Here is a 21,777-nt window from a genome sequence, read left to right as displayed (position 1 = left end):
TCTCCTGTGCGCAGCCTTCGGCTCAGGTGCCAAGACCGCACACCGTTATTCGAGGTGATCCCCGAGTAGAAACTCCAGCGCCGCATCGAGCCGGATATGGGGTAGCGCCTGATGGGGGCTCATGGGCATGGGGCGAAACCCCTGAAAATCAAAACCCTGACTGTTCCACCACTGTGCGGGGGGAATATGGGGCGGCACCTCCCCGGGGAAGAGCAGCAGCGGCTCACCGCTCAGGCTGGTACCACGGATGGCGGGGAACTCGCGGCCATTGGCCACCCCCTTGCCCACCTCGGTCGCCTTGATGGCGGCAAGCGCCAAGCACTCAGTGGTGATCCCCTCAAAACGGGCCTGGCCGCGGCCACTGCGCACCAGATGCTGGAGCAGGGAGACCATGGGCCCATGCTGTTCTGGGGTGACGTGATCGGCCTTGCTCGCCACAAACAGCAGCTTGTCGATACGGGGCGAAAAGAGCCGGCGCCACCAGTTGCTCTTGCCGTAGGCAAAGCTCTCCATGATGCGGGCGATGGCCTGCTGCATGTCGCCAAAGCTGGCCGCCCCGGCGTTGAGGGGCTGCAGGCAGTCCACCAGCACGATCTGGCGATCAAAGCCGGCAAAGTGCTGCTGATAAAAACCCTGCACCAGATGCTGCTTGTACTGCTCGAAGCGCTGCTTGAGAGTGGCGTAAAGAGTGCCATCGGCGGGCTCGCCGGCGGGCATCTCCCACACCCAGGGGACAAATTGCAGCATGGGGGCGCCGGCATACTCCCCCGGCAACACGAAGCGGCCGGGCTGGATCAGATGCAATCCCAACTCCTGTTTGCAGGCGTGCAGATAGGCGGTATAGCGCTCGGCAAGTTCAGCCACCGGCCGCTCTTCGAAGCGCTGGTCGGCCTGCCACCCGGGGGTCAGCCAGCTGGCGGCAAGTGATTGCAGCTCGGGGCGACGCAGCTGCTCGCGCACCTGTTCACTCCACTGCTGGTAGCTCATCTCAAGGAGTGGCAAGTCGAGCAGCCACTCCCCCGGGTAGTCCACCAGATCCACGTAGAGGGTGGAGATCTCCCCCAGATGTTTGCGCAGGGGATGACGGGTGCGATAGCGAATTTCGAGGCGCACCTCGGCTACGCCGCGGGTAGGCTCGGGCCAGGCCGGTGGATCGCCAAACAGGGAGTCGAGGCCACGCTCATAGGCAAAGGTGGGAATGTGGGCGTTGAGCTGCGGCACCCGGCGCGCACCGAGAATGCGTCCCTGACGCAGGGCATCCCACAGCGGCAGGCGGCCATCGATGGCTGCGTGTTCCAGCTGGTTGACCAGCGCCGTGATAAAGGCGGTCTTGCCGCTGCGAGAGAGGCCGGTCACCGCCAGCCGGATGTGGCGATCCCGCACCCGGTTTACCACGTCGTTCGCCTTGTGTTGCAGGCGAGTCAACTTCTGTTCCAGTTTATTGCGTATCAAGACTTGACCTATTCTCCCTTGGTGGTTGCATCTGGCGTGATCGGCCGTGCGATAGGTCGACCGGTTATCCATCTCTGGATAGTTGGCATCGATGGTGGCGCATCACTGCAAGTTCCACCATCGCCATTGAGTGCTTGAGCAAGCACTACAGCTTGCGAAATTCCCGCTGCAGGGTGAACTCCCTGGAGGTCACCAGCTTCTCGATCCGCTGCACTCTGGGCTCCAGCGCGTCAAGTTCCTGCGCGATACGGCCCAGCGCCTGATGAGGGGTGATCCCCGCCTGCCAGCTGCGCGCCTTCATCCGCACCTCGGCAAAGTCGGCATCCTCTTGTGAATAGAGGGTGACCGGCTTTTTATCGAGCAAGAACCAGGCGGCGATATAGGCAGTGAAGGTGATGAAACCGGCGAAGATAAGGCCACTGATGGCGAGCAGCCGCACGATCCAGGTCTCCACCCCGAAATACTCAGCCAAACCGGCACAGATCCCGGCTATCTTGCCCTGCTGGGGATCGCGATAAAGGTTACGCCCTTCACGACTGACACTGCTCATACCTTGTTCCTCCAACCGGGTACTTCCGCATCCAGAATTGATTCCAGCGCGCCAACTCGCTCCTGCATCTTCTCGGTGCGAGCCAGCAATCCTTGCAGCTGTTCCCGCTCGCTATCGGCAAGACCGGCGCCAATCCGCCCCTTGGCACGATAGTGCAGCACCAGCCAGATGGGGGCCACCACCACCATGAAGACCACCATGGGAACCATCAATACACCCAACAGATCTTCCATCCGTTACTCTCCCTGTTTGCCTTCGCTTTTGCTGTCGCCCTGACCCAGCTTCTGGCGCATGGCTTCCAACTCGCGGCTTATCTGATCGTCTACTTCCAGCTCGGCAAACTGCTGTGCCAGCGCCTTGTCGGACTGACCCAGATCGGCGCGTGCTTCCATTTCGTCGATGCGACGCTCCATCCGCTCAAACTTGCTCACCACCGCCTGACTGTCACCACGGGCTACCTGGCTTTGCACGTTGAGACGGCTGCTGGCCGCTTCGGTGCGAATGGCCATTGCCTTTTGACGGGCGCGGGCATCTTCCAGCTTGGCTTCGAGCTGACGGATCTCCTCACCCAGCTTCTCGATACCGCTGTCGACCGCTTGCTGCTCGCGGTAGAGGGTCTCTGATAACTCGGTCTGTTTCTTCTTCTCGATAAGCGCAGCGCGAGCCAGATCTTCACGTCCCTTGGTCAGGGCCAGCTCAGCCTTGGCTTGCCACTCATCTACCCGCTCCTGATGACGGGCGACCTGACGGCCAATCTCTTTCTGGCTGGCGAGGAAGCGTGCCAGGTTGGAGCGCTCCTTGACCAGCTCGTCCTCCATCTCCTGGATGATCAGGCGCACCATCTTCTGGGGATCTTCTGCCTTGTCGAGCAGGGCCGTCAGGTTGGAATTGATGATGTCGGCCAGACGGGAAAAAATACTCATGATTGCACTCCTGTTATTGGCATGGCGTTGTTTCTCCATTGACAATGGCAACTTGTGTGCCAATCTGGAACAAAATTTAACTTGTTGATTTATATGGGGCAGAATAGCCGGATTGCAAGATGCCTCGCGCAAGTGATGATTAAAATCACCAACTTTTGGTAAGATTGACCAGCTTTTACAACTGACAGGGATCACTATGACCACGGCCACGGAAAGCCTGCTGGGGGAATCCAACGCATTTCTCGAGATCATTGAGCAGACCTCACGGCTCGCCCCGCTGCGCAAACCCGTGCTGATCATCGGTGAGCGGGGGACGGGCAAGGAGCTGATCGCCCACCGCCTACATTATCTCTCGGCGCGCTGGGATCAAAGCTTTGTCACCATCAACTGCGCCACCCTGAGCGAGAGCCTGCTGGAGACCGAGCTGTTCGGTCACGAGGCGGGAGCGTTTACCGGTGCGGCCAAGCGCCACCAAGGCCGCTTCGAGCGGGCCGATGGCGGCACCCTGTTCCTCGACGAACTGGCCACCACCAGCGCCCGGGTGCAGGAGAAGCTGCTGCGGGTGATTGAGTATGGCGAGTTCGAGCGGGTGGGTGGGGCCCAGCCCCTCAAGGTGGATGTGCGGCTGGTCTGCGCCACCAACGAGGATCTGCCGGCGCTGGCCGACAAGGGGCAGTTTCGCCACGATCTGCTCGATCGGCTCGCGTTTGATGTGATCACCCTCCCCCCCTTGCGGGAGCGGCGGGAGGATATCCTGATGCTGGCAGAGCACTTCGCCCACAGCATGACCCGGGAGCTGGGCTATCCGCTGTTTGCCGGGTTCTCGCGCAAGGCGACCCAGCTACTGCTGGATTACCACTGGCCGGGCAATGTGCGGGAGCTGAAGAACGTGGTGGAGCGTAGCATCTATCGTCAGGGCAATCCCCAGCTGCCGCTCTCGACCCTGGTGCTCAACCCGTTTGATTCACCCTGGCGACCACAGCTCACACAGCCTGCGCAAGAGACCCGAAGCGAGGTACAATCTGCATCCCCCCTTGCCCTGCCGCGCGATCTCAAGCAGGCGGTGGCGGAGTATGAGATTAATTTACTCAAGCAAGCGATGCTGCAATCCCAGTATAATCAGCGCAAAGCCGCTCAACAGCTGGCCTTAAGCTATCACCAGTTCCGTGGCATGCTACGCAAATATCAGCTGCAAGATGGCGATAATGATGCAGAACAAGAGTGAAAAAGCACGGTTAATGCCGATACCTGCAACATGCCAGCCTTCGCGCTGGCACATTTGTATCAAAAGATGCGTACCAAAATCCTATAAAAACATGGTTCAACAATGAGAATGCTCACCCCCCTGCTACTGGGTCTGCTGGTGCTGGTCACCGGCTGCCAGAAGCAATCCGAGGCCTCCAAAACCGGACTCATCTATTGTGCTGAGGGAGCGCCGCTCTCCTTCAACCCCCATGTTTCCAACTCAGGGGTAACGCTGGATGCCAGCGCCCGTCCGCTCTACGACCGCCTGCTGGAGGTGAACCCCAATACGCTGGTGCTGGAGCCGGCGCTCGCCACCCACTGGCACATCAGCGAAGATGGCCTCACTTATACCCTGACCCTGCGCAAGGGCGTGACGTTTCACCACACCCCCTGGTTCAAGCCAAGCCGTACCTTCAATGCCGATGACGTGGTCTTTACCTATGCCCGCCAGCTCGATGAGCAGCACCCCTATCACAATGTCTCCGGCGGCGATTACCCCTATTTCTACAGCCTGGGGCAGGATCAGCTGATCAAGAAGGTCTATAAGAAAGGGCCACAAACTGTCGTCTTTGAGTTGAACCAGCCGAACGCCTCCTTCCTCGCCACCCTGGCCAGCGACTATGCGGTGATCCTCTCCGCCGAATATGCCGATCAGATGCTGCAGGCTGGCACGCCGTCCCTGCTGGATAGCCGCCCCATCGGCACCGGCCCGTTCAGCTTCAAGGAGTATCGCCACAACGAGTTCATCCGCTATCTGCGTCATCCCGGCTACTGGGGCGGCGATGCCAAGATTGAACAACTGGTCTATGACATCACCCCCAAATCCGCCAAACGACTAGCCAAACTGCTGACTGGCGAATGCGATGTGATGAGTACGCCCGTGGCCAGCCAACTCTCGGTGATCAAGCAACACCCCAACTTGAACCTCTCGGTTCAGTCAGGGATGAATGTGGCGTATCTGGCACTTAATACCCGTACCCCCCCCTTCAACAACGTCAAGGTGCGTCAGGCCATTGCCAGCGCCATTAATATCGACAACCTGCTACAAGCGGTCTATTTCGATACCGGTCTGCCCGCAAACAGCCTGCTCCCCCCACTCTCATGGGGCTACAATCCCAGTCTGTCTGCTCGTAAGCCCGACCTGAAACGGGCGCGCCAACTGCTCAAGGAGGCGGGACTGGAGAAAGGGTTCGAGATGCAGGTGCTGGTCCAACCGGACGCCCGTCCCTACAACCCGGATGCGTTCAAGACAGCCCAGCTGATCCGCAGCGATCTGGCCAAGGTAGGGATCAAGCTCAAGATCGTACAGCAAGCCTGGCCAGTGATCGAAGGACGGCTCGCCAGAGGACAGTACGACAGCCTGCTGTCGGGCTGGATTGCTGACAACGCAGACCCGGACAACTTCTTTCGCCAGCTGCTGAGCTGCTCGGCAGTGGAGCGGGGTAACAACTACAGCCGCTGGTGCAGCCCGGCCTTCGATCAGCTGCTGGATGATGCGGTCACAACCCCCCAGCTGGCGTTCCGGCTGCGTAACTACTATTACGCCCAGACCCTGCTCAACGAACAGCTGCCGCTGATCCCGCTGGCACACGCCTTGCGTACCCAGGTCAGCCGCAGCGATATCGAGGGGCTGACGCTGATGCCCTTTGGCGGCACCTCCTTCAACCAGGCTCACAGGGAGTAAGCATGCTTTTATACACCTTGCGCCGCATCAACCTGCTGCTCATTACCCTGCTGGCGCTCACCTTCGTCGCCTATCTGCTGGACGTGCGACTTATCGGCCAGCATGCCAGCTTCTGGAGTGGCTATCCCGATTTCCTGCGCCGTATTCTGGATGGCGATCTGGGGCTCTCCAGCGTCTCCGGGCTACCGGTGCTGGACGAGATCCGCCACTACTTCCCTGCCACCCTGATCCTCTGTCTGGCAGCCTTTACCATCTCCCTGCTGGTAGGCATTCCGCTCGGTACCCTGGCGGCTCTCTCTCAAGGCAAACCACTCGACCTGGCCATTATGAGTGCCGGACTGATCGGCTATTCGGTACCTGTGTTCTGGCTGGCCCTGCTGGTAGTGATGCTGTTTTCGCTGGACCTCAGTTGGCTACCAGCATCGGGTCAGATCAGCCTGCTCTATGATGTGCCTCCCGTCACCGGCATTGCTCTCATCGATGTATTGCTCAGTAATGAACCTTGGCGAGAGGCGGCCCTGCACGATGCCCTGCGCCATCTTATTCTCCCGTCATTGGTGCTGGCGGTGGTGCCCACCACCGAGGTGCTCCGTCATGTGCGTAGCTCGCTGATCGATGTCATGAAGCAAAACTACATCAAGGCGGCGGCGAGCCGTGGCCTCTCCAAGGGCCAGATCGTCTGGCGCCATGGTCTGAAAAATGCCCTGCCACCGGTACTGCCGCTGCTGGGTCTGCAACTGGGCAGTGTGCTCACCTGTGCCATGATCACCGAAGTGGTGTTCGAGTGGCACGGGATCGGCCGCTGGCTCATCAACAGCATTGCCTTGCAGGATTACGCCGCCATTCGTGGCGCCACTCTGGTGGTGGCCAGTTTCGTTATCCTGACCAGCGTCAGCACCGAGTTGCTCACCACCCTTATCTATCCGGCACGGCGCAAAGAGTTGTATGCCAAACAAGATTGAACGCGCTCATGGCGTGACCAGGAGCCAGGTATCCTATGCAAGATAAATCGAACATCTATCCCGAGCTCAAGATCCTCTCGCCCCTTGAGCAGACGTGGGCCTCCTACAACCGCAATCCGCTGGCGATGGCGGGGCTCTGGTGTTTTTTGTTGCTGCTGATCATCACTCTGGTCGGGCCGCTGGTCGTTCCCTACGGCATCGACGAGCAACATGCCGAGCATTTGCTACTGGCTCCCTCCTGGGCAGCGACCGGCAATATCGACTACTTCCTCGGCACCGATGATCTGGGGCGCGATATGCTCTCCCGACTGGTGGTAGGGGCGCGTCTCACCTTTGGGTACGCCCTGGTGGTGGTGGTGATCGCCATGGTGGTGGGCTCCGCTATCGGTATCCTCGGCGGCATGAGCAAGGGGCTCAAATCGAGTGTGCTGCACCACCTGCTCGATACCCTGCTCTCCATTCCGTCCCTGCTGCTGGCCATCATCATGGTGGCCATCCTGGGGCCGGGTCTGTTCAACACCCTGATCGCCATCACCCTGGCGTTGATCCCCCCCTTTATCCGGGCCACCTACAACGCGGTCCATACCGAGATGCAGAAGGAGTACATCATCGCCAGCCGTCTTGATGGCTCGCCCCCCTTTCGGATCATGCGGCTGGCTATCTTGCCCAATATTGTTGAAACCCTGGTAGCGCAAACCACCCGTACCTTGTCTGCCGCTATTCTCGATATCTCGGCGGTGGGCTTTCTTGGCCTCGGCGCCCAATCCCCGTCCCCGGAGTGGGGCACCATGCTGGCCGACTCCAGCGACCTTATCTATCTCGCCCCCTGGACCGTCACCCTGCCCGGCATCGCCATCCTGTTTAGCGTGCTGGTGACCAATATCGTCGGTGAAGGCATTCGCGAAGCGCTCAAAGAGGGGAATGACTGATGCTGATAACCCTGTTAGATATTCGCATGGTCGCCATCGGCGCAGGTACACCATTATGTTGCATACCCATCGGCTATTCGCTGGTGGGTGAAGAGACCCTTGCCGCGGGGATGAACTGATGCCATTGCTAGATATTCGTAATCTCACCATCGAGATAGATACGCCGCAGGGCAAGGTCAAGGCGGTGGACAAGGTGAGCCTGACCCTTGCGGAGGGAGAGATCCGTGGTCTGGTGGGTGAGTCGGGCTCCGGCAAAAGCCTGATCGCCAAAGTGATCGTTGGCATCGAGAAGGATAACTGGACGGTACGAGCCGACCGATTCCGCTTCAACGATATGGATCTGCTGACCATGGCGCCCCGCGAGCGGCGCCGCATCATGGGGCGCGAGATCGCCATGATCTTCCAGGACCCCATCAGCTGTCTCGACCCCTCCGAGGAGATCGGTACCCAGCTGGAAGAGGCGATCCCGACCGATTCGTTCGAGGGGCAGCTCTGGCAGCGCTTCCAATGGCGCAAGAAGAGGGCTATCGCCCTGCTGCACCGGGTTGGGGTCAAGGATCACCGCAAGGTGATGCGTGCCTATCCCCACGAGCTGTCGGATGGCATGTGCCAGAAGGTGATGATCGCCATGGCGATTGCAAACCAGCCTCGCCTGCTGGTGGCTGATGAGCCCACCAGCGCCATGGAGTCCACCACCCACTCCCAGATCCTGCGACTGCTGGACAAGATGAACAAGCTGGGCAATACCACCATCCTGATCATCAGCAACGACATCGCCGCCATCGCCAACCTGACCGACACCATCAATGTGATGTACTGCGGCCAGATGGTGGAAGTGGGTACCCGCGAGCAGATCCTCGAGAGCCCGCATCACCCCTATACCGATGCGCTGCTCAAATCGATCCCCGACTTTGACAAGCTGGTGCGCCACAAGTCGCGGCTGGAAACCCTGCCTGGCGTCATCCCGCCACTGCAACACCTGCCCATCGGCTGTCGGCTGGGGCCGCGCTGCCCCTACGCCCAGAAGCAGTGTGTACAGACCCCGCTGATGAACAAGGTGAAAGGCCACCAGTTTAGCTGTCACTTCCCGCTGAACATGGAAGAGCCGAAAAAATGATGACCGTTAATGCCCCCATAAAGGAGCCCCGCTTGTGATCGAGCCGTCCCTGTTGCAGGTCAGAGGCCTTAGCAAAACCTACCAGAACCGCACCGGTCTGTTCCGCCGCCAGGCGGTGGAGGCGATCAAGCCCCTCTCGTTTGACCTTGAGGTTGGCCAGACCCTGGCCATCGTCGGCGAAGCGGGATCCGGCAAGAGCACCCTCGCCCGTATTCTGGCTGGCATGATCGAACCCACCGGCGGCGATATCGCCATTGACGGCCAGCTGATGGTGCACGGCGATTATCAGACCCGCTGCAAGCTGCTGCGGATGATTTTTCAGGATCCCAACACCTCGCTTAACCGCAAGATCCGGGTTGGCCAGATCCTGGAGACACCGCTACGCCTCAACACCGAAATGAGCGAAGAAGAACGTAGCGAGAAGGTGGTGCAGACCCTGCGCATGGTGGGGATGCTACCGGAACACGCCCTCTTCTACCCACAGATGCTCTCCGCTGGCCAGCAGCAGCGGGTAGCGCTGGCACGGGCACTGATCCTCAACCCCAAGATAGTGGTGGCCGATGAGGCGCTCTCCACTCTGGATATCTCGGTGCGCTCCCAGATCATCAACCTGCTGCTGGAGATGCAGGAGACCATGGGGCTGAGCTATGTGCTGGTGGCCAACGACTTGGGCATCGTCAGCCATATCAGTGACGAGGTGCTGGTGATGCACGAGGGGCGAGTAGTGGAGCGCGGCAAGACCCTCAGGGTGTTTGCCGATCCCCAGCACGAGGTGACCCGCCGTCTCATTCAGAACTACAACAACGAATACCGCAAATAGAGAGGCGCTGGCCCCTCCCCTTGCCACTGTTTTCGCCGAGCCCACACGGCGGGATCAAAAAAGCCCACTGCATGCAGTGGGCTTTCTGTTAGCGGCGTCGCGGCTTAGGCTTGCAGCAGCAGACGGTTGATGCGGGAGACGAAGCTCGCCGGATCATTCAGCCCGCCCTGCTCGGCCAGCTGGGCCTGTTCGTGCAGCAGGGTGACCCACTCACCGAACAGCGCCTCGTCTTCGATGGTATCGAGCTTCTTCACCAGCGCATGGTCAGGGTTGAGCTCCAGAATGTACTTCTGCTCCGGCACCGGCTGGCCGGCGGCGCGCATCAGCTTGATCATCTGGGTGCTCATACCGTAGGCGTCGGTGACGATGCAAGAGGGGGAGTCGGTCAGACGGTGAGTGACACGCACCTCTTTCACTGCATCGCCCAGGCTCTTCTTGACCCGCTCCACCAGACCGGCATTGGCCTTCTCAGCCTCTTCCTGGGCCTGCTTGGAGGCTTCGTCTTCCAGATCGCCGAGATCCAGCTCGCCACGGGTGACGGAGATAAGTTGCTTGCCATCGAACTCGGTCAGGTGGCTCATCAGCCACTCATCGACACGCTCCCACATCAGCAGCACTTCGACACCCTTCTTGCGGAAGATCTCGAGGTGCGGGCTGTTCTTGGCAGCGGCATAGGAGTCAGCAGTGATGTAGTAGATCTTCTGCTGGCCTTCCTTCATGCGGCCAACGTAATCCTCAAGAGAGACAGTCTGGGCTTCGCCCTCGCCCGCGGTACTGGCAAAGCGCAGGAGCTTCGCGATCTCTTCGCGGTTGGCGTAATCCTCGGCCGGGCCCTCTTTGAGCACGTTACCGAACTCTTTCCAGAACTTGGCGTACTTCTCGGCATCGTCTTTCGCCAGCTTGGAGAGCATGGTCAGGACGCGCTTGGAGCAAGCCTTGCGCAGGGAGGCGGTCACCTTGTTGTCCTGCAGGATTTCACGGCTGACGTTGAGCGGCAGATCGTTGGAGTCCAGCACCCCTTTGACGAAGCGCAGGTAGGTCGGCATAAACTGCTCGGCGTCATCCATGATAAAGACGCGCTGCACGTAGAGCTTCAGACCGTGCTTCTGCTCGCGGTTGTAGAGGTCAAACGGTGCGCGGGCCGGTACGTAGAGCAGACTGGTGTACTCCTGCGCCCCTTCCACCCGGTTGTGACCCCACAGCAGCGGATCTTCAAAGTCGTGAGCGACGTGCTTGTAGAACTCCTGATACTCCTCGTCTTTGATATCTTTCGGGTTACGGGTCCAGAGTGCCGTGGCGCGGTTGACCTGCTCCCACTCGCCCGGGGTGCCGACGATGGTTTCGCCATCCTCTTCCCGATCCGGGGTGCCCTCTTTGAACATTTCGACTGGCACACTGATGTGATCGGAATATTTGCCCACCACAGAGCGCAAACGCCAATCGTCGAGGAACTCGTCCTCTTCGGCACGCAGGTGCAGGATAACGTCGGTACCGCGACCCGCTTTGGTCACGTCAGCCACGGTGAAGGAGCCTTCCCCTTCAGATTCCCACTGCACGCCTTGCTCCGGCGCAGTACCGGCGGCGCGGGAGACCACGGTCACCTTGTCGGCCACGATAAAGGCGGAGTAGAAACCGACCCCGAACTGACCGATCAGCTGGGAATCCTTACCCTGATCGCCGGAGAGGTTTTTGAAAAATTCGGCGGTGCCGGACTTGGCGATGGTACCCAGGTGCTCAATCACCTGATCACGGGTCATACCAATCCCGTTATCGGAGATGGTCAGGGTACGCTTCTCTTTGTCCACCACCAGACGCACACGCAACTGGCCGTCGTTTTCGAACAAAGAGGCATCGGAAAGCGCCTTGAAGCGCAGCTTGTCCGCCGCATCGGAGGCGTTGGAGATCAGCTCGCGCAGGAATACTTCTTTGTTGGAGTAGAGGCTGTGAGCCATCAGGCTCAGCAGTTGTTTGACTTCAGTCTGAAAGCCGTGGGTTTCGGCATGAACACTTTGGGTCATGGACCAATCCTCAGAAACATCGGGTTGAACATATGCCCAACCTAGATGGGGACGGCCAATCAAATATCAAGGGGCGAGTGTGCAATCCTGCTCACTCGCCCCTTTAAACCCGCGCAAACGGCGATTTATTGCTCCACCCGAGCCCGTTTATGCGGGGCAGCAGGCAGGCTCACCATGTTATTTCAAACGTTGGCGTCCCATCAGGGAGTGGGAGAGCGTGGTGCCATCCACCAGCTCCAGCTCGCCCCCGACCGGTACCCCGTGGGCGATGCGGCTCACCTCTACCCCGGCCGCCCGGGCCATATCGGCAATATACCAGGCAGTGGCGTCCCCCTCGATGGTGGGGTTGGTGGCGAGGATCAGCTCGCTGATGTGCTCTTCCTTCAAACGCCGCTCGAGCATATCGAGCCCCAGCTCCTCCGGGCCGATACCGTCCAGTGGCGACAGGTGGCCCATCAACACAAAGTAGCGACCGGAAAACTGGCCGGTCTGCTCGATAGCAGCCACATCCGCCGGACTCTCCACCACGCAGAGCAGGCCATTCTCCTCCCGTTTGGGGTTGACGCAGATCTCGCAGCGCTCATTTTCCGTAAAGGTACGGCAGTGACTGCAGTGACCAATCTCGGTCAGCGCCCGGGAAAGCAGCTGAGCCAGCCGCAAGCCGCCACTTCGCTCGCGCTCGAGCAGGGTAAAGGCCATCCGCTGTGCCGATTTGGGCCCCACCCCCGGCAATACCTGCAGGGCCTTCATCATCTCATCGAGCAGGGGACTGAACTTCATAACACTCCTTACACGGGCTCGCCCTCGTCACCAGCAGGGTCACAACGGGTAAGCAAAACAGGATCACGCATTGGCGCAGGACTATACCCGAGCCCGTCTCTGACTGCCATGTGCTTTACGGGTCAGCGCAAAAACGCGACGCTTATACTTGCTCACAAACGGGTAGTATCGGAACGCTCGCCATCCTCAACAGGACAAGGAGGTTTAATGGAAACACGACATATCAAGCCTCTGGTCCGCCGCAATGGCTTGACCCTGATCTGGGCCGGGGGGCTTATCACCAGCCTGATGCTATTACTGCTTTGGTTGTTTGTGGCAAGCCCGCCCATCCCAGCCTATGTATTGCTGCTCAGTGGCCTGATGATGACATTGATTGGTTGTCTCAAGCTCAATGAGCCCCCGATCAGCCTCTCCCTATGCCAGCACTACCTCCACTATCACCACAAATATGGTGGCTGGGTCCTGAAGTGGCACAATATCCAGCGCATCGATCAACCCAGGGTCCATGTCGGGTGGGATCTCCAGCCATTGCCTTACATAGGCTTCAAGATCAAACGCTATGACGAGTTTCTAAAGCTCATCACCCCCAGACTGGCCGTGCATCTACTGACCGAACAACGCTCCTTGCTACTGCAAGCCATGCAAAACGAACCACTCCATGGCCAACCCGTTCGGGGAAACGACCCCCTGCAGGGCATCGATTTACTGGAAGAGAGTGCATTTTGTACCCCCGAAGGAACAAGGTATGACGGGGCACTGGCCATGCTCGCACAACGCATGACCCGGATGCGCCACTTGCTCGGCTATGATCTGCTCATTCCGATAAACAGCCTGGATCGGGAACCGGATGACTTTCTGCAACTGCTGCGCCAATATCGGCACGCATCTATGATGCTCTTGCCATCGCCAGCAGATCCGCACGAGCAATGACCCTCTCGCACCCTGTGTTCCCCCTCTGTCGCGCCTTGCTAACCGACTGCCGCTATCAAGGTCGGTGCGGTTACGTTCGATGTGGGTGTGCGGGTATGTGGAGTGCAGGTATGTGGGTGTGCGGAATGCGGTGTGCGCTGTGCGGGGGCCGTGCGCACTAGATGCCGGCGGCCGGTTTGCTCAGAGAGATGATTGTTCCACGCGGTTGATCCAGGAAAAAATCACGTAAGTCTAGAAATGAAAAAACCCGCTGATAAATCAACGGGTTATATTTGGCGGTGAGGGAGGGATTCGAACCCTCGATACGTTGCCGTATACACACTTTCCAGGCGTGCTCCTTCAGCCACTCGGACACCTCACCAAATTTTTGCTCACTGCTTTATGTGCTTGAGCTGCACATTCGCTGGCGGGCTATGCCGCGGCGACGGGGCGTAATGTAAGGGATACGATGGCTTTTGGTCAATGCAATTTTTTACTTTTTGCGTTCGTTTGCTCAATATCCGAACCAAGTGACCAAAAATATGCCGTTTCGTATCCCTTTCAATCAATTTACCGCCGCTTCGTGCAAATGTTCACCTTTGAGTGCTTCTTCCAGCGAGCTGTAAAACTCCAGCTTGCCGGGTACTGCACGCACCTGGGCCCGGGCCAGGGTCTTGAGCGGTTGGAACTGCAATTCGGCGATCCGCACCTGCACACCCGCCTTGGCCATTTGCTTTTCAAACTGCAGAAAAGCAGCGAGCCCCCCTGCATCGAGAATGGAGACGGCCTCCATCTGCAATACCAGCAGCTGGTGTCCCTTTACCTGAGCCGCCAGCTCGGCAAAGACCCGTTCCGCAGCGGCAAAAAACAAGGGGCCATTGACCTTGTAGAGCAAGGTGTCTGCAGGCACCTCACCGGCATAGCGCTTATGCTTGGCCAAGTCGTGCAGCTTGGTCATCTTGGCGATTTCACGCATAAAAAGCAGAGAAGCCAGGATCACCCCGAAGGTGATGGCGATGACCATGTCAAAGATGACAGTCAGCGACAGGCAGACCAGCAACACCAGCACATCGGATGTGGGGGCGCGACGGATCAGCTCCACCACCTTGTGCGCTTCACTCATGTTCCAGGCCACGATGAGCAACAAGGCAGCCATGGCCGAGAGCGGCAGCCAGGAGAGCCAGGGGGCCAGCACCAGAATGGCGGCCAGCACCACCAGCGCATGGACGATCCCCGAGATGGGGGACGTAGCGCCGGCACGGACGTTGGCAGCGGAGCGGGCAATGGCAGCGGTAGCAGTAATGCCACCAAAGAAGGGAGCCGCGATATTGCCAAGCCCCTGCCCCACCAGCTCGGCGTTGGAGCTGTGCTTGCGACCTGTCATCCCATCGAGCACCACGGCGCAGAGCAGCGATTCGATCGCACCCAGCATCGCCATGGAGAACGCAGCAGGCAGCAGTCGCTCAAGGGCCGCCAGGTTCCATTCAACCGGCAAACCATCCGGCCCCGGCAGTGCCCAGGGCATCACCAGCGTCGGCGCAATGGGGGGGATCCCCGTTCCCTGGGTGCCATCGGCCAGGGTATAGCTGAACTTGCTGCCGATGGTGGCCACATCAACACCGAAATAGTGCAGAGCAAAGCCCAGGCCCACCCCCACCAGCACCGCGGGCAGATGGCCAGGCACCGGCAGACGCAGACGCGGCCAGAGCAGCAGCACCGCCAGCGTGGCAACCCCCACCAGGGTATCGCCCCACTGCCAGCTTGGCAGGGCGGCGGCCAGCGCCTCGACCTTGCCCAGATAGGTTTCCGGCATCTCGGGCACAGTCAGGCCCAAAAAGTCCTTGATCTGCAAGGTGGCGATCACGATGGCAATACCACCGGTAAAGCCCAGCGTCACTGAAGGGGGGATGTACTCGATAAGACGGCCAAGACGGGCCATCCCCATCGCCACCAGAAAGAGGCCGGAGAGCAGGGTCGCCATCAACAACCCCCCGACCCCGAACTGCTGGGCAACCGGATAGAGGATCACCACAAAAGCGGCAGTCGGGCCAGAGACGGAGTAACGGGAGCCACCGGTCACGGCAATCACAATACCGGCGATGATAGCGGTATAGAGACCATGTTGCGGCGGCACACCGCTGGCGATGGCCAGCGCCATGGCGAGCGGGATGGCGATGATGCCCACCGTCACTCCGGCGATAAGATCACGGCCGAAGCGGGCCATGCTGTAGGGTTCATCAATACAGGACTGGCGTAAGGCGATGGCGAGCTTCACGCTATTTAAAGAGGCTTGCTTGTGCATGTATATCGTAATACCAGAAGAGGGAGATAAAGGCCGGAGGGATCCGGCGCCCGATCATCATCAAGGGCCGGCAGGGCTGTCGACGCGGCGATGGTATCCTGCGCAACCTTACTCCAGCCCGACCATTTTTTCGATGGGCAGGATCAATGAAAAACACTCTGACTCATGATTTGGCCCATTTACCGCCAAATCACCGATGTTAACTCTTGCTCTCCCCCTTTTAGCTGCAAAGATTACCATTTGAAACCCAATTGGTTACCTGCACGTTCGCGACATCATGCCGGCATCATCATGTTGATGCGAAACGCACAAATGCCTCTGCTCCGATCTGCCAAGGTGATGGCAAGGGACTGATTGTTCTGAAAATAAACCGTAAAGCGCAACTTTTGGGCAAACAGTCTGAAAATCCCGTTTTCGGGGAGCTCGCGGGTTGACACCTGCCGCCCTGGTCATTAATATTCGCCCCGTCTCAACGAGACAGGCAATTCCTCCTTAGTTCAGTCGGTAGAACGGCGGACTGTTAATCCGTATGTCACTGGTTCAAGTCCAGTAGGAGGAGCCAATTCCCTCGTAGTTCAGTCGGTAGAACGGCGGACTGTTAATCCGTATGTCACAGGTTCAAGTCCTGTCGAGGGAGCCATCTTCTAAAGCCCAGCCTTATGGCTGGGCTTTTTCATATCCATCTCTCCATTGTTTCAAGCCGAGCCAGCTACCCCTCACCGCTTGCTCTGCCACATTCCCCTCGCAGTGAACGATCCACTCCCACACAGAATCATTTACAGGCTCAGGCTTAGGGGTTCCACCTTGTCCTCTTTTTCACGCCATAATGAGCGCTACCTTACCCTGTTCAGGAGTGTTCATGCGCCCTTTCAACTTCATGCTCAATGGCAGCCGGTTGATGATGTTCCCCTTCTATATTTGCATGTTGATCTGCGTGGCTTTATTGATGATCAAATTTGTCATGCAACTCTATGAACTGTGCCGTGACATCATCAATATTCCCTATCTTGAGCTCATCACCGGTGTCTTGACCCTGGTGGACTTTGTGCTGGTGGCCCAGATGCTGATCTTGGTGGCCATCTGTGGTTATGTGCAGTTTATACAGACCCAGGATCAGCGGGCAGCTCTGGGTAATAACTGGCTAAGCAAGATCAACTTCGCCTCCTTGAAACTTATTGTCATCAACTCGCTGGTGACCATCGCCGGGATCGAGGTGCTCAAAGCCTTCTTGAGCGGGGGTAACAGCAATGAGACAGAAATGAAGTGGTCGGTGATTGTCTTTCTCGCGTTCTCCCTCGCCGCATTGATTTATGCCGTCACCGAGCGACTGGCAGAACACAAATAACCGCCATCCATATTGCCTGGATATGGACGCCGCTGACCCTATTCAGGCTCACTATCCCCTCGCTGCGGGCTATCCGTGCCCATGGCGACAGCCCGGTTAAAGAGCGTACATATTTCATCTGGCAGAGGCCAACGCGAGGGGACAAGTCGGTTACACTCACTTCGCATCCATAACAGATGAGTCTCCTTATGCGTGTAACCAGAGAGTGGCTGTGGGTTGTGTCGGTACTGACCGGGGTCTGCGCCCTTCTGTTGCTGCCATTCTGGCTGCGCGGCGGCAGCCAGGGCCATGATCTGTTTCACCATCTGCTCTCCGGTCACTTCTTTGCGGTGCAGCTGTGGCAAGGTGAGCTCTATCCGCGCTGGTTGATGGCGATGAATGGCGCCTTTGGCAGCCCGGTCTTTTTCTTCTATCCCCCCCTGCCCTACTATGTGAGCGCCCTGTTCGCCGGCCCCACCCCGCTGGCCCACGAGGCGATGACGCCGCTGCTCTGGAGCAGCAGCGTGGCGCTCTGGCTCTCCGGCCTGTTCGCCTATCTCTGGTTGCGCCCCTTTGCCGGCCACGGCCGGGCGCTGGCGGCCAGTCTGCTCTATATGGCGCTGCCCTATCATCTGGCCATTGATATCTATGCCCGCTTTGCTCTGGCGGAGAGCTGGGCCTTCGTCTGGGCACCACTGGCTCTGCTGGGGCAGGATCGCCTCTGCCGCCGCGCTCCTTTTGCCCTGCTGCTGCTCACCTTCGCGGTGGCCATGCTGACGCTTTCCCATCTACCCAGTACCCTGCTTGTTCTGGGCTTGCTCACCCTGCGCAGCCTGCTGCTGGTCTGGCGCGACAAGGGGAACACAGCACTTGTCAGTTCGCCTGTTACCGCCTCCCCGCTTATCGGCACCCTGCTGGGCCAGCTCTGGGGGTTGGCGATGGCCAGCCTGTTGCTGCTGCCCGCCCTGCTGGATCAGGGGGGGATCTCCATGGAGCAGATGCGCACCGGTATGTTCGAATTTCAGCGCAACTTTCTCGACCGCTTGCCCCAGAGCCGGGATGACTGGCGCTTTCGCGGCCATCTGGCCTGGCTGACGCTGCTCACCCTGGCCCTGCTGCTGGTAGCGTGGGCCGCCGCCCGCGAGCCGCGCCATCCCGAGTTGCTGATCTGGGGGATCATCGGCGCCCTGAGCTTTCTGATGATGTTGCCGCCAAGCGAGCCCCTGTGGCGCCTGCTCACGCCGTTGCAACTGGTGCAGTTCCCCTGGCGCCTCAATCTGCTACTGGTCATTGCCACCGTGGCCGTGGTGGCATTGGGCACCCCCTCTTATCGGCCATGGCAGTGGGTGTGGTGGGCCCTACTGGCCCTCACGCTGCTATCACAAGGGCGTTATATACGCGAGGCGCCACTCACCCAGGCCCCCATCAAGAGTCAGCTCGATGGGGAGTTCGACAGCAAACGCAGCGCCCGCGAATACCGGCCAAAACAGGTGCCGCGTGGCATGTTTGCCCCCACCCTGCTGGCCTGGAAAGATGAGTTTCAACCCGCCATCACCAGTGAACAGCACGGCGTATCGTGGCAGATCCTGCACTGGCAGCCGCGCCATATCGAATTGACCGTGGATGCCCCGGCGCCCGCCAAGCTGATCCTGCACCAGTTTGACTACCCGGGCTGGCAGGCGACGCTCAACCAGCAGCTGCCGCTGAGCGTCAGCAGCACCCCCAACGGGCTGGTGCAGGTATGGGTACCCGCCGGCACACATCGTCTCACCTTTACCCTGAGCGCCCGCTGGCCGGAGCGGCTCGGTTATGCCGTCTCGTTGCTGGCCTGGCTGCTCTGGCTGACGGTGCTGCTCAACACCGTGGCAACCCGGCGATCCGGGCCTTCGGGGTGAGGTCTATCCCCCTCTTTTGAGGGAGCAGGATCGTCATGCCGACCACAGGTAAACCTGATAGACTCGCTCTTCTCCCTTTTTTCAACCAAGGTTCACCAGCGGATACCCTATGCCCCACAGCCAGCCCCCCCAGGCCACCATGCTCTCTCCCCGTTTTCTGTTTATCCTGCTCGGCGCCCTGGCGGGACTAACCCCGCTGGCGGTGGATATGTATCTGCCCGCGATCCCGGCTATTGCCAACGATCTGGCCACCAGCATCGACGGCGCCCAACTCACCATCAGCGCCTTTTTGGGTGGCTTTGCCATCGGTCAGCTCTTCTACGGCCCGCTGGCCGACAGCTATGGCCGCAAGCCGGTGATCCTGGCGGGGCTCATCATGTTTGCCATCGCCTCGGTGGGCTGCGCCATGGCCGACTCCCTGCCCGAGCTGCTGGCCTGGCGCATGTTGCAGGCGGCTGGCGGGGCGGCAGGCTCTGTGGTGGTCAATGCCCTGCTGCGCGACCTGTTCGAGAAAGATGCGTTTTCTCGCGCCATGTCGTTCGTCATTCTGGTGATGACGCTGGCCCCGCTTGTCGCGCCGGTGGTGGGCGGCTATATCAGCGCCCATGCCGACTGGCGGGTGATCTTCTGGCTGCTGGTGGGGATCAGTCTGCTCATCTGTCTGGTGATGCAGTGGAAAATAGAGGAGACCCTGAAACCGGAGCACAAACAGCCACTGCGACTCGGCCAGGTGCTGAAGAACTACTGGGGCGTGCTCTCACACCGTGGCGCCATGGGCTATGTGCTGTGCGGCGCCCTCTCCAGCTCCGGCATGTTCGCCTTCTTAAGCGGCTCCCCTTACGTCTATATCGAGTACTTCAAGGTGCCGACCGAACATTACGGCTGGCTATTTGGCCTCAACATCCTGCTGATGATGGTGGTCACCTTCGTCAACAGCCGACTGGTGAAGGGGGTTGGCGCCGAGCGGATGCTGCAATACGGCCTGCTGGTGCTGCCCTGCGCCGGCGCCTTGCTGGTCTACAACGCCTGGAGCCAGACTGGCGGCCTGTGGGGCATCGTCATTCCGGTGGTGCTGTTTGTCGGCCATATCAGTCTGGTGGGGGCCAACGCCATGACCGGTCTGATGGGCCACTTCCCGCAGGCGGCGGGCACCGCCTCCGGGCTGGCTGGCACCCTGCGCTTTGGCATCGGCGCCCTGGTCGGCATTCTGGTTAACCTCAATCCGCCCCAATCGCCGCTGCCGATGGCCATCGCCATCGCCTGCTGTGGCCTGGGCTCGACCCTGAGTTACTGGCTGCTGGCGAGCAAGCGAAAGGAGTGATCCCCACTCTTGCGGCCAGATAAACAAAAGAGGCTCCCGTCAACGGGAGCCTCTTTTCGTGCTGGCGGCCAGTTATTCAGAACAAGGCACTGTTGAGCCAGAGGTGCGCGCCTATGCTCACCAGATAGCCAAGCAGAATGGCTGGCAGCCACTTCAGATGGCCAAAGAAGGTATACATGCCGTGAGCCTGCCCCATCAGGGCTACCCCGGCGGCAGAACCGATAGAGAGCATGCTGCCCCCTACCCCTGCGGTCAGGGTCACCAGCAGCCATTGACCCAGCGCCATATCCGGGTTCATCGACAGCACGGCAAACATCACCGGAATGTTATCCACGATGGCCGACAGCATCCCGATAAAAACGTTGGCCATGGTCGGGTCACCGCCGTCATAGAGCCAGTGTGACACCAGCTCCAGATAGCCCATAAAGCCCAAGCCACCCACACACATCACCACCCCGTAGAAGAATAACAAGGTATCCCACTCCGCCTTGGCGACCTTGTTGAATACATCAAACGGCACCACGGATCCCAGACTGCGTAATCGCTCGGTATCGCCATTGCGCTCATACAGCGCCCGCTTGCGTGCCAGCGATACAGGCAGGGTCTTGCGCAGGAAAAACCCGAAAAATTGCAGATAACCCAACCCCATCATCATGCCCAACACAGGAGGCAGATGCAGGAAGTTATGGCAGGCCACCGCGGTAACAATGGTCAAAATAAAGAGCCCGACGATACGGAATGCACCACGTTTGAGCTCGACCACCTCGTTCAACGCTTTGGGGACATGTTTGGGCACAAACATACTCATCAAGAACGCAGGGATCACAAAGTTGAGCACCGAAGGGATAAACAGCAGCAGAAAATCAATAAAGTGCACCTTGCCCGCCTGCCATACCATCAGGGTGGTGATATCCCCAAAGGGGCTGAATGCCCCGCCGGCATTCGCGGCAACCACGATGTTGATACAGGCCAGATTGACGAAACGCTTATCCCCGTTGGCTACCTTGAGTACCACAGCGCACATCAGCAAGGCGGTGGTCAGGTTATCCGCAATAGGGGAGATACAAAACGCCAACCCGCCAGTCATCCAGAACAGAGTGCGCATACCAAAACCCGAGCGCACCAACCAGGCCCGCAAGCCATCGAACAGCAAGCGATCTTCCATGGCGTTGATATAGGTCATCGCCACCAGCAAAAACAGCATCAGCTCGGCGTATTCCAGCAAGTTATGACGAAATGCCGCTTCAGCCTCGGCACTCAATCCCTGCTCGGCATACATGACCCCGATCAGGATCCAGATCACCCCGGCCGCTACCAGCACCGGTTTGGACTTGCGCAGTTGCAGATACTCTTCGGCCATCACCAGGGCATAGGCCAATATAAAGAGCCCCAGACAGAAGAGGCCGATCGAAGAGGCGGTCACTTGCAGTGAACCACTGCTGGCATGGGCAGGAGAGATAAAGAGAAGAGACAGTAAAACAACACGGGTAAGCACAACAAAGGGAGAATATACGGACATGGGCCTTTTCCTTATGGAACCATCAGC

General features: G+C 59.2%; 18 protein-coding genes and 3 tRNA genes. 12 read left to right on the top strand and 9 right to left on the bottom strand.

The genetic code is table 11. The features are described from left to right. Positions 1-45: 45 nt before the first annotated feature. From BN1117_RS11595 to pspA, 4 genes are all read right to left on the bottom strand, one after another. Complete coding sequence (locus tag BN1117_RS11595) at positions 46-1,452, bottom strand: YcjX family GTP-binding protein (protein WP_040097533.1); 1,407 nt, start codon at positions 1,450-1,452, stop codon at positions 46-48. 145 nt (positions 1,453-1,597) lie between these two features. After that, positions 1,598-2,002 (bottom strand): envelope stress response membrane protein PspC, encoded by a 405-nt coding sequence (gene pspC / locus BN1117_RS11590; protein ID WP_040097532.1) that lies wholly within the window; start codon positions 2,000-2,002, stop codon positions 1,598-1,600. After that, positions 1,999-2,235 carry an envelope stress response membrane protein PspB gene (gene pspB, locus BN1117_RS11585; protein WP_005333672.1) on the bottom strand — a complete coding sequence of 79 codons (237 nt, stop codon included), beginning with the start codon at positions 2,233-2,235 and terminating at the stop codon, positions 1,999-2,001. The genes pspC and pspB overlap by 4 nt, the downstream gene beginning before the upstream one ends. 3 nt (positions 2,236-2,238) lie before the next feature. Continuing rightward, positions 2,239-2,925: a phage shock protein PspA gene (gene pspA, locus BN1117_RS11580; RefSeq protein ID WP_040097530.1), complete on the bottom strand. Its 687-nt coding sequence runs from the start codon at positions 2,923-2,925 to the stop codon at positions 2,239-2,241. A 196-nt stretch (positions 2,926-3,121) separates the two neighbouring features. Here pspA and pspF point away from each other — a divergent pair, with 196 nt between their 5' ends. The 6 genes from pspF (at position 3,122) to BN1117_RS11550 (ending at position 9,682) form a co-directional block, all read left to right on the top strand. After that, positions 3,122-4,150, top strand: a complete 1,029-nt coding sequence (pspF, locus tag BN1117_RS11575; RefSeq protein WP_040097529.1) for a phage shock protein operon transcriptional activator — start codon at positions 3,122-3,124, stop codon at positions 4,148-4,150. 108 nt (positions 4,151-4,258) lie between these two features. Next, complete coding sequence (gene sapA, locus BN1117_RS11570) at positions 4,259-5,854, top strand: ABC transporter substrate-binding protein SapA (RefSeq protein WP_040097527.1); 1,596 nt, start codon at positions 4,259-4,261, stop codon at positions 5,852-5,854. Positions 5,855-5,856: 2 nt separating this feature from the next. Continuing rightward, positions 5,857-6,816 carry an ABC transporter permease gene (locus BN1117_RS11565; RefSeq protein ID WP_040097525.1) on the top strand — a complete coding sequence of 320 codons (960 nt, stop codon included), beginning with the start codon at positions 5,857-5,859 and terminating at the stop codon, positions 6,814-6,816. A gap of 35 nt (positions 6,817-6,851) precedes the next feature. Beyond that, on the top strand, positions 6,852-7,745 hold the full coding sequence (locus BN1117_RS11560) for an ABC transporter permease subunit (RefSeq protein WP_040097523.1): 894 nt from the start codon (positions 6,852-6,854) through the stop codon (positions 7,743-7,745). Between the two features lie 118 nt (positions 7,746-7,863). Next, positions 7,864-8,862: a peptide ABC transporter ATP-binding protein gene (locus BN1117_RS11555; RefSeq protein WP_040097521.1), complete on the top strand. Its 999-nt coding sequence runs from the start codon at positions 7,864-7,866 to the stop codon at positions 8,860-8,862. 34 nt (positions 8,863-8,896) lie between these two features. Then, positions 8,897-9,682: a peptide ABC transporter ATP-binding protein gene (locus BN1117_RS11550; protein WP_040097520.1), complete on the top strand. Its 786-nt coding sequence runs from the start codon at positions 8,897-8,899 to the stop codon at positions 9,680-9,682. Between the two features lie 104 nt (positions 9,683-9,786). On the opposite strand, the gene htpG is transcribed toward BN1117_RS11550, so the two are convergent. Both htpG and recR read right to left on the bottom strand, forming a co-directional pair. Further along, on the bottom strand, positions 9,787-11,700 hold the full coding sequence (htpG, locus tag BN1117_RS11545) for a molecular chaperone HtpG (RefSeq protein WP_040097518.1): 1,914 nt from the start codon (positions 11,698-11,700) through the stop codon (positions 9,787-9,789). Positions 11,701-11,877: 177 nt separating this feature from the next. Continuing rightward, complete coding sequence (gene recR, locus BN1117_RS11540) at positions 11,878-12,480, bottom strand: recombination mediator RecR (RefSeq protein ID WP_040097517.1); 603 nt, start codon at positions 12,478-12,480, stop codon at positions 11,878-11,880. 207 nt (positions 12,481-12,687) lie between these two features. Here recR and BN1117_RS11535 point away from each other — a divergent pair, with 207 nt between their 5' ends. Continuing rightward, positions 12,688-13,410: a DUF2982 domain-containing protein gene (locus BN1117_RS11535; RefSeq protein WP_040097516.1), complete on the top strand. Its 723-nt coding sequence runs from the start codon at positions 12,688-12,690 to the stop codon at positions 13,408-13,410. A gap of 273 nt (positions 13,411-13,683) precedes the next feature. Here BN1117_RS11535 and BN1117_RS11530 read toward each other — a convergent pair. Together BN1117_RS11530 and dauA are read right to left on the bottom strand one after the other, a co-directional pair. Continuing rightward, positions 13,684-13,771, bottom strand: a tRNA-Ser gene (locus tag BN1117_RS11530). A gap of 183 nt (positions 13,772-13,954) precedes the next feature. Further along, entirely contained in the window at positions 13,955-15,691 is a 1,737-nt protein-coding gene (gene dauA, locus BN1117_RS11525; RefSeq protein WP_040097514.1) for a C4-dicarboxylic acid transporter DauA, read from the bottom strand. Positions 15,692-16,177: 486 nt separating this feature from the next. Between dauA and BN1117_RS11520 the strand changes: the two genes are divergently transcribed. The 5 genes from BN1117_RS11520 to BN1117_RS11500 all read left to right on the top strand — a co-directional run bounded on the left by BN1117_RS11520 (position 16,178) and on the right by BN1117_RS11500 (position 20,231). Beyond that, positions 16,178-16,253 (top strand) — tRNA-Asn (locus tag BN1117_RS11520). 2 nt (positions 16,254-16,255) lie between these two features. Further along, positions 16,256-16,331, top strand: a tRNA-Asn gene (locus BN1117_RS11515). A gap of 219 nt (positions 16,332-16,550) precedes the next feature. After that, complete coding sequence (locus tag BN1117_RS11510) at positions 16,551-17,036, top strand: YqhA family protein (protein WP_040097512.1); 486 nt, start codon at positions 16,551-16,553, stop codon at positions 17,034-17,036. Between the two features lie 188 nt (positions 17,037-17,224). Next, the gene (locus BN1117_RS11505) at positions 17,225-18,910 is read left to right on the top strand and encodes a hypothetical protein (protein WP_040097510.1); all 1,686 of its coding nucleotides are present in this window, start codon (positions 17,225-17,227) and stop codon (positions 18,908-18,910) included. Between the two features lie 109 nt (positions 18,911-19,019). After that, a complete protein-coding gene (locus tag BN1117_RS11500; protein WP_040097508.1) occupies positions 19,020-20,231 on the top strand; it encodes a Bcr/CflA family multidrug efflux MFS transporter in 1,212 nt (403 codons plus the stop codon). 76 nt (positions 20,232-20,307) lie between these two features. On the opposite strand, the gene nhaD is transcribed toward BN1117_RS11500, so the two are convergent. Next, a complete protein-coding gene (gene nhaD, locus BN1117_RS11495; RefSeq protein ID WP_040097507.1) occupies positions 20,308-21,750 on the bottom strand; it encodes a sodium:proton antiporter NhaD in 1,443 nt (480 codons plus the stop codon). Between the last annotated feature and the right edge of the window lie 27 nt (positions 21,751-21,777).

The organism is Aeromonas australiensis (assembly GCF_000819725.1).
In the GTDB taxonomy this organism is placed as follows: Bacteria; Pseudomonadota; Gammaproteobacteria; order Enterobacterales; family Aeromonadaceae; genus Aeromonas; species Aeromonas australiensis.
This window is presented reverse-complemented; position numbering and strand designations above follow the sequence as displayed.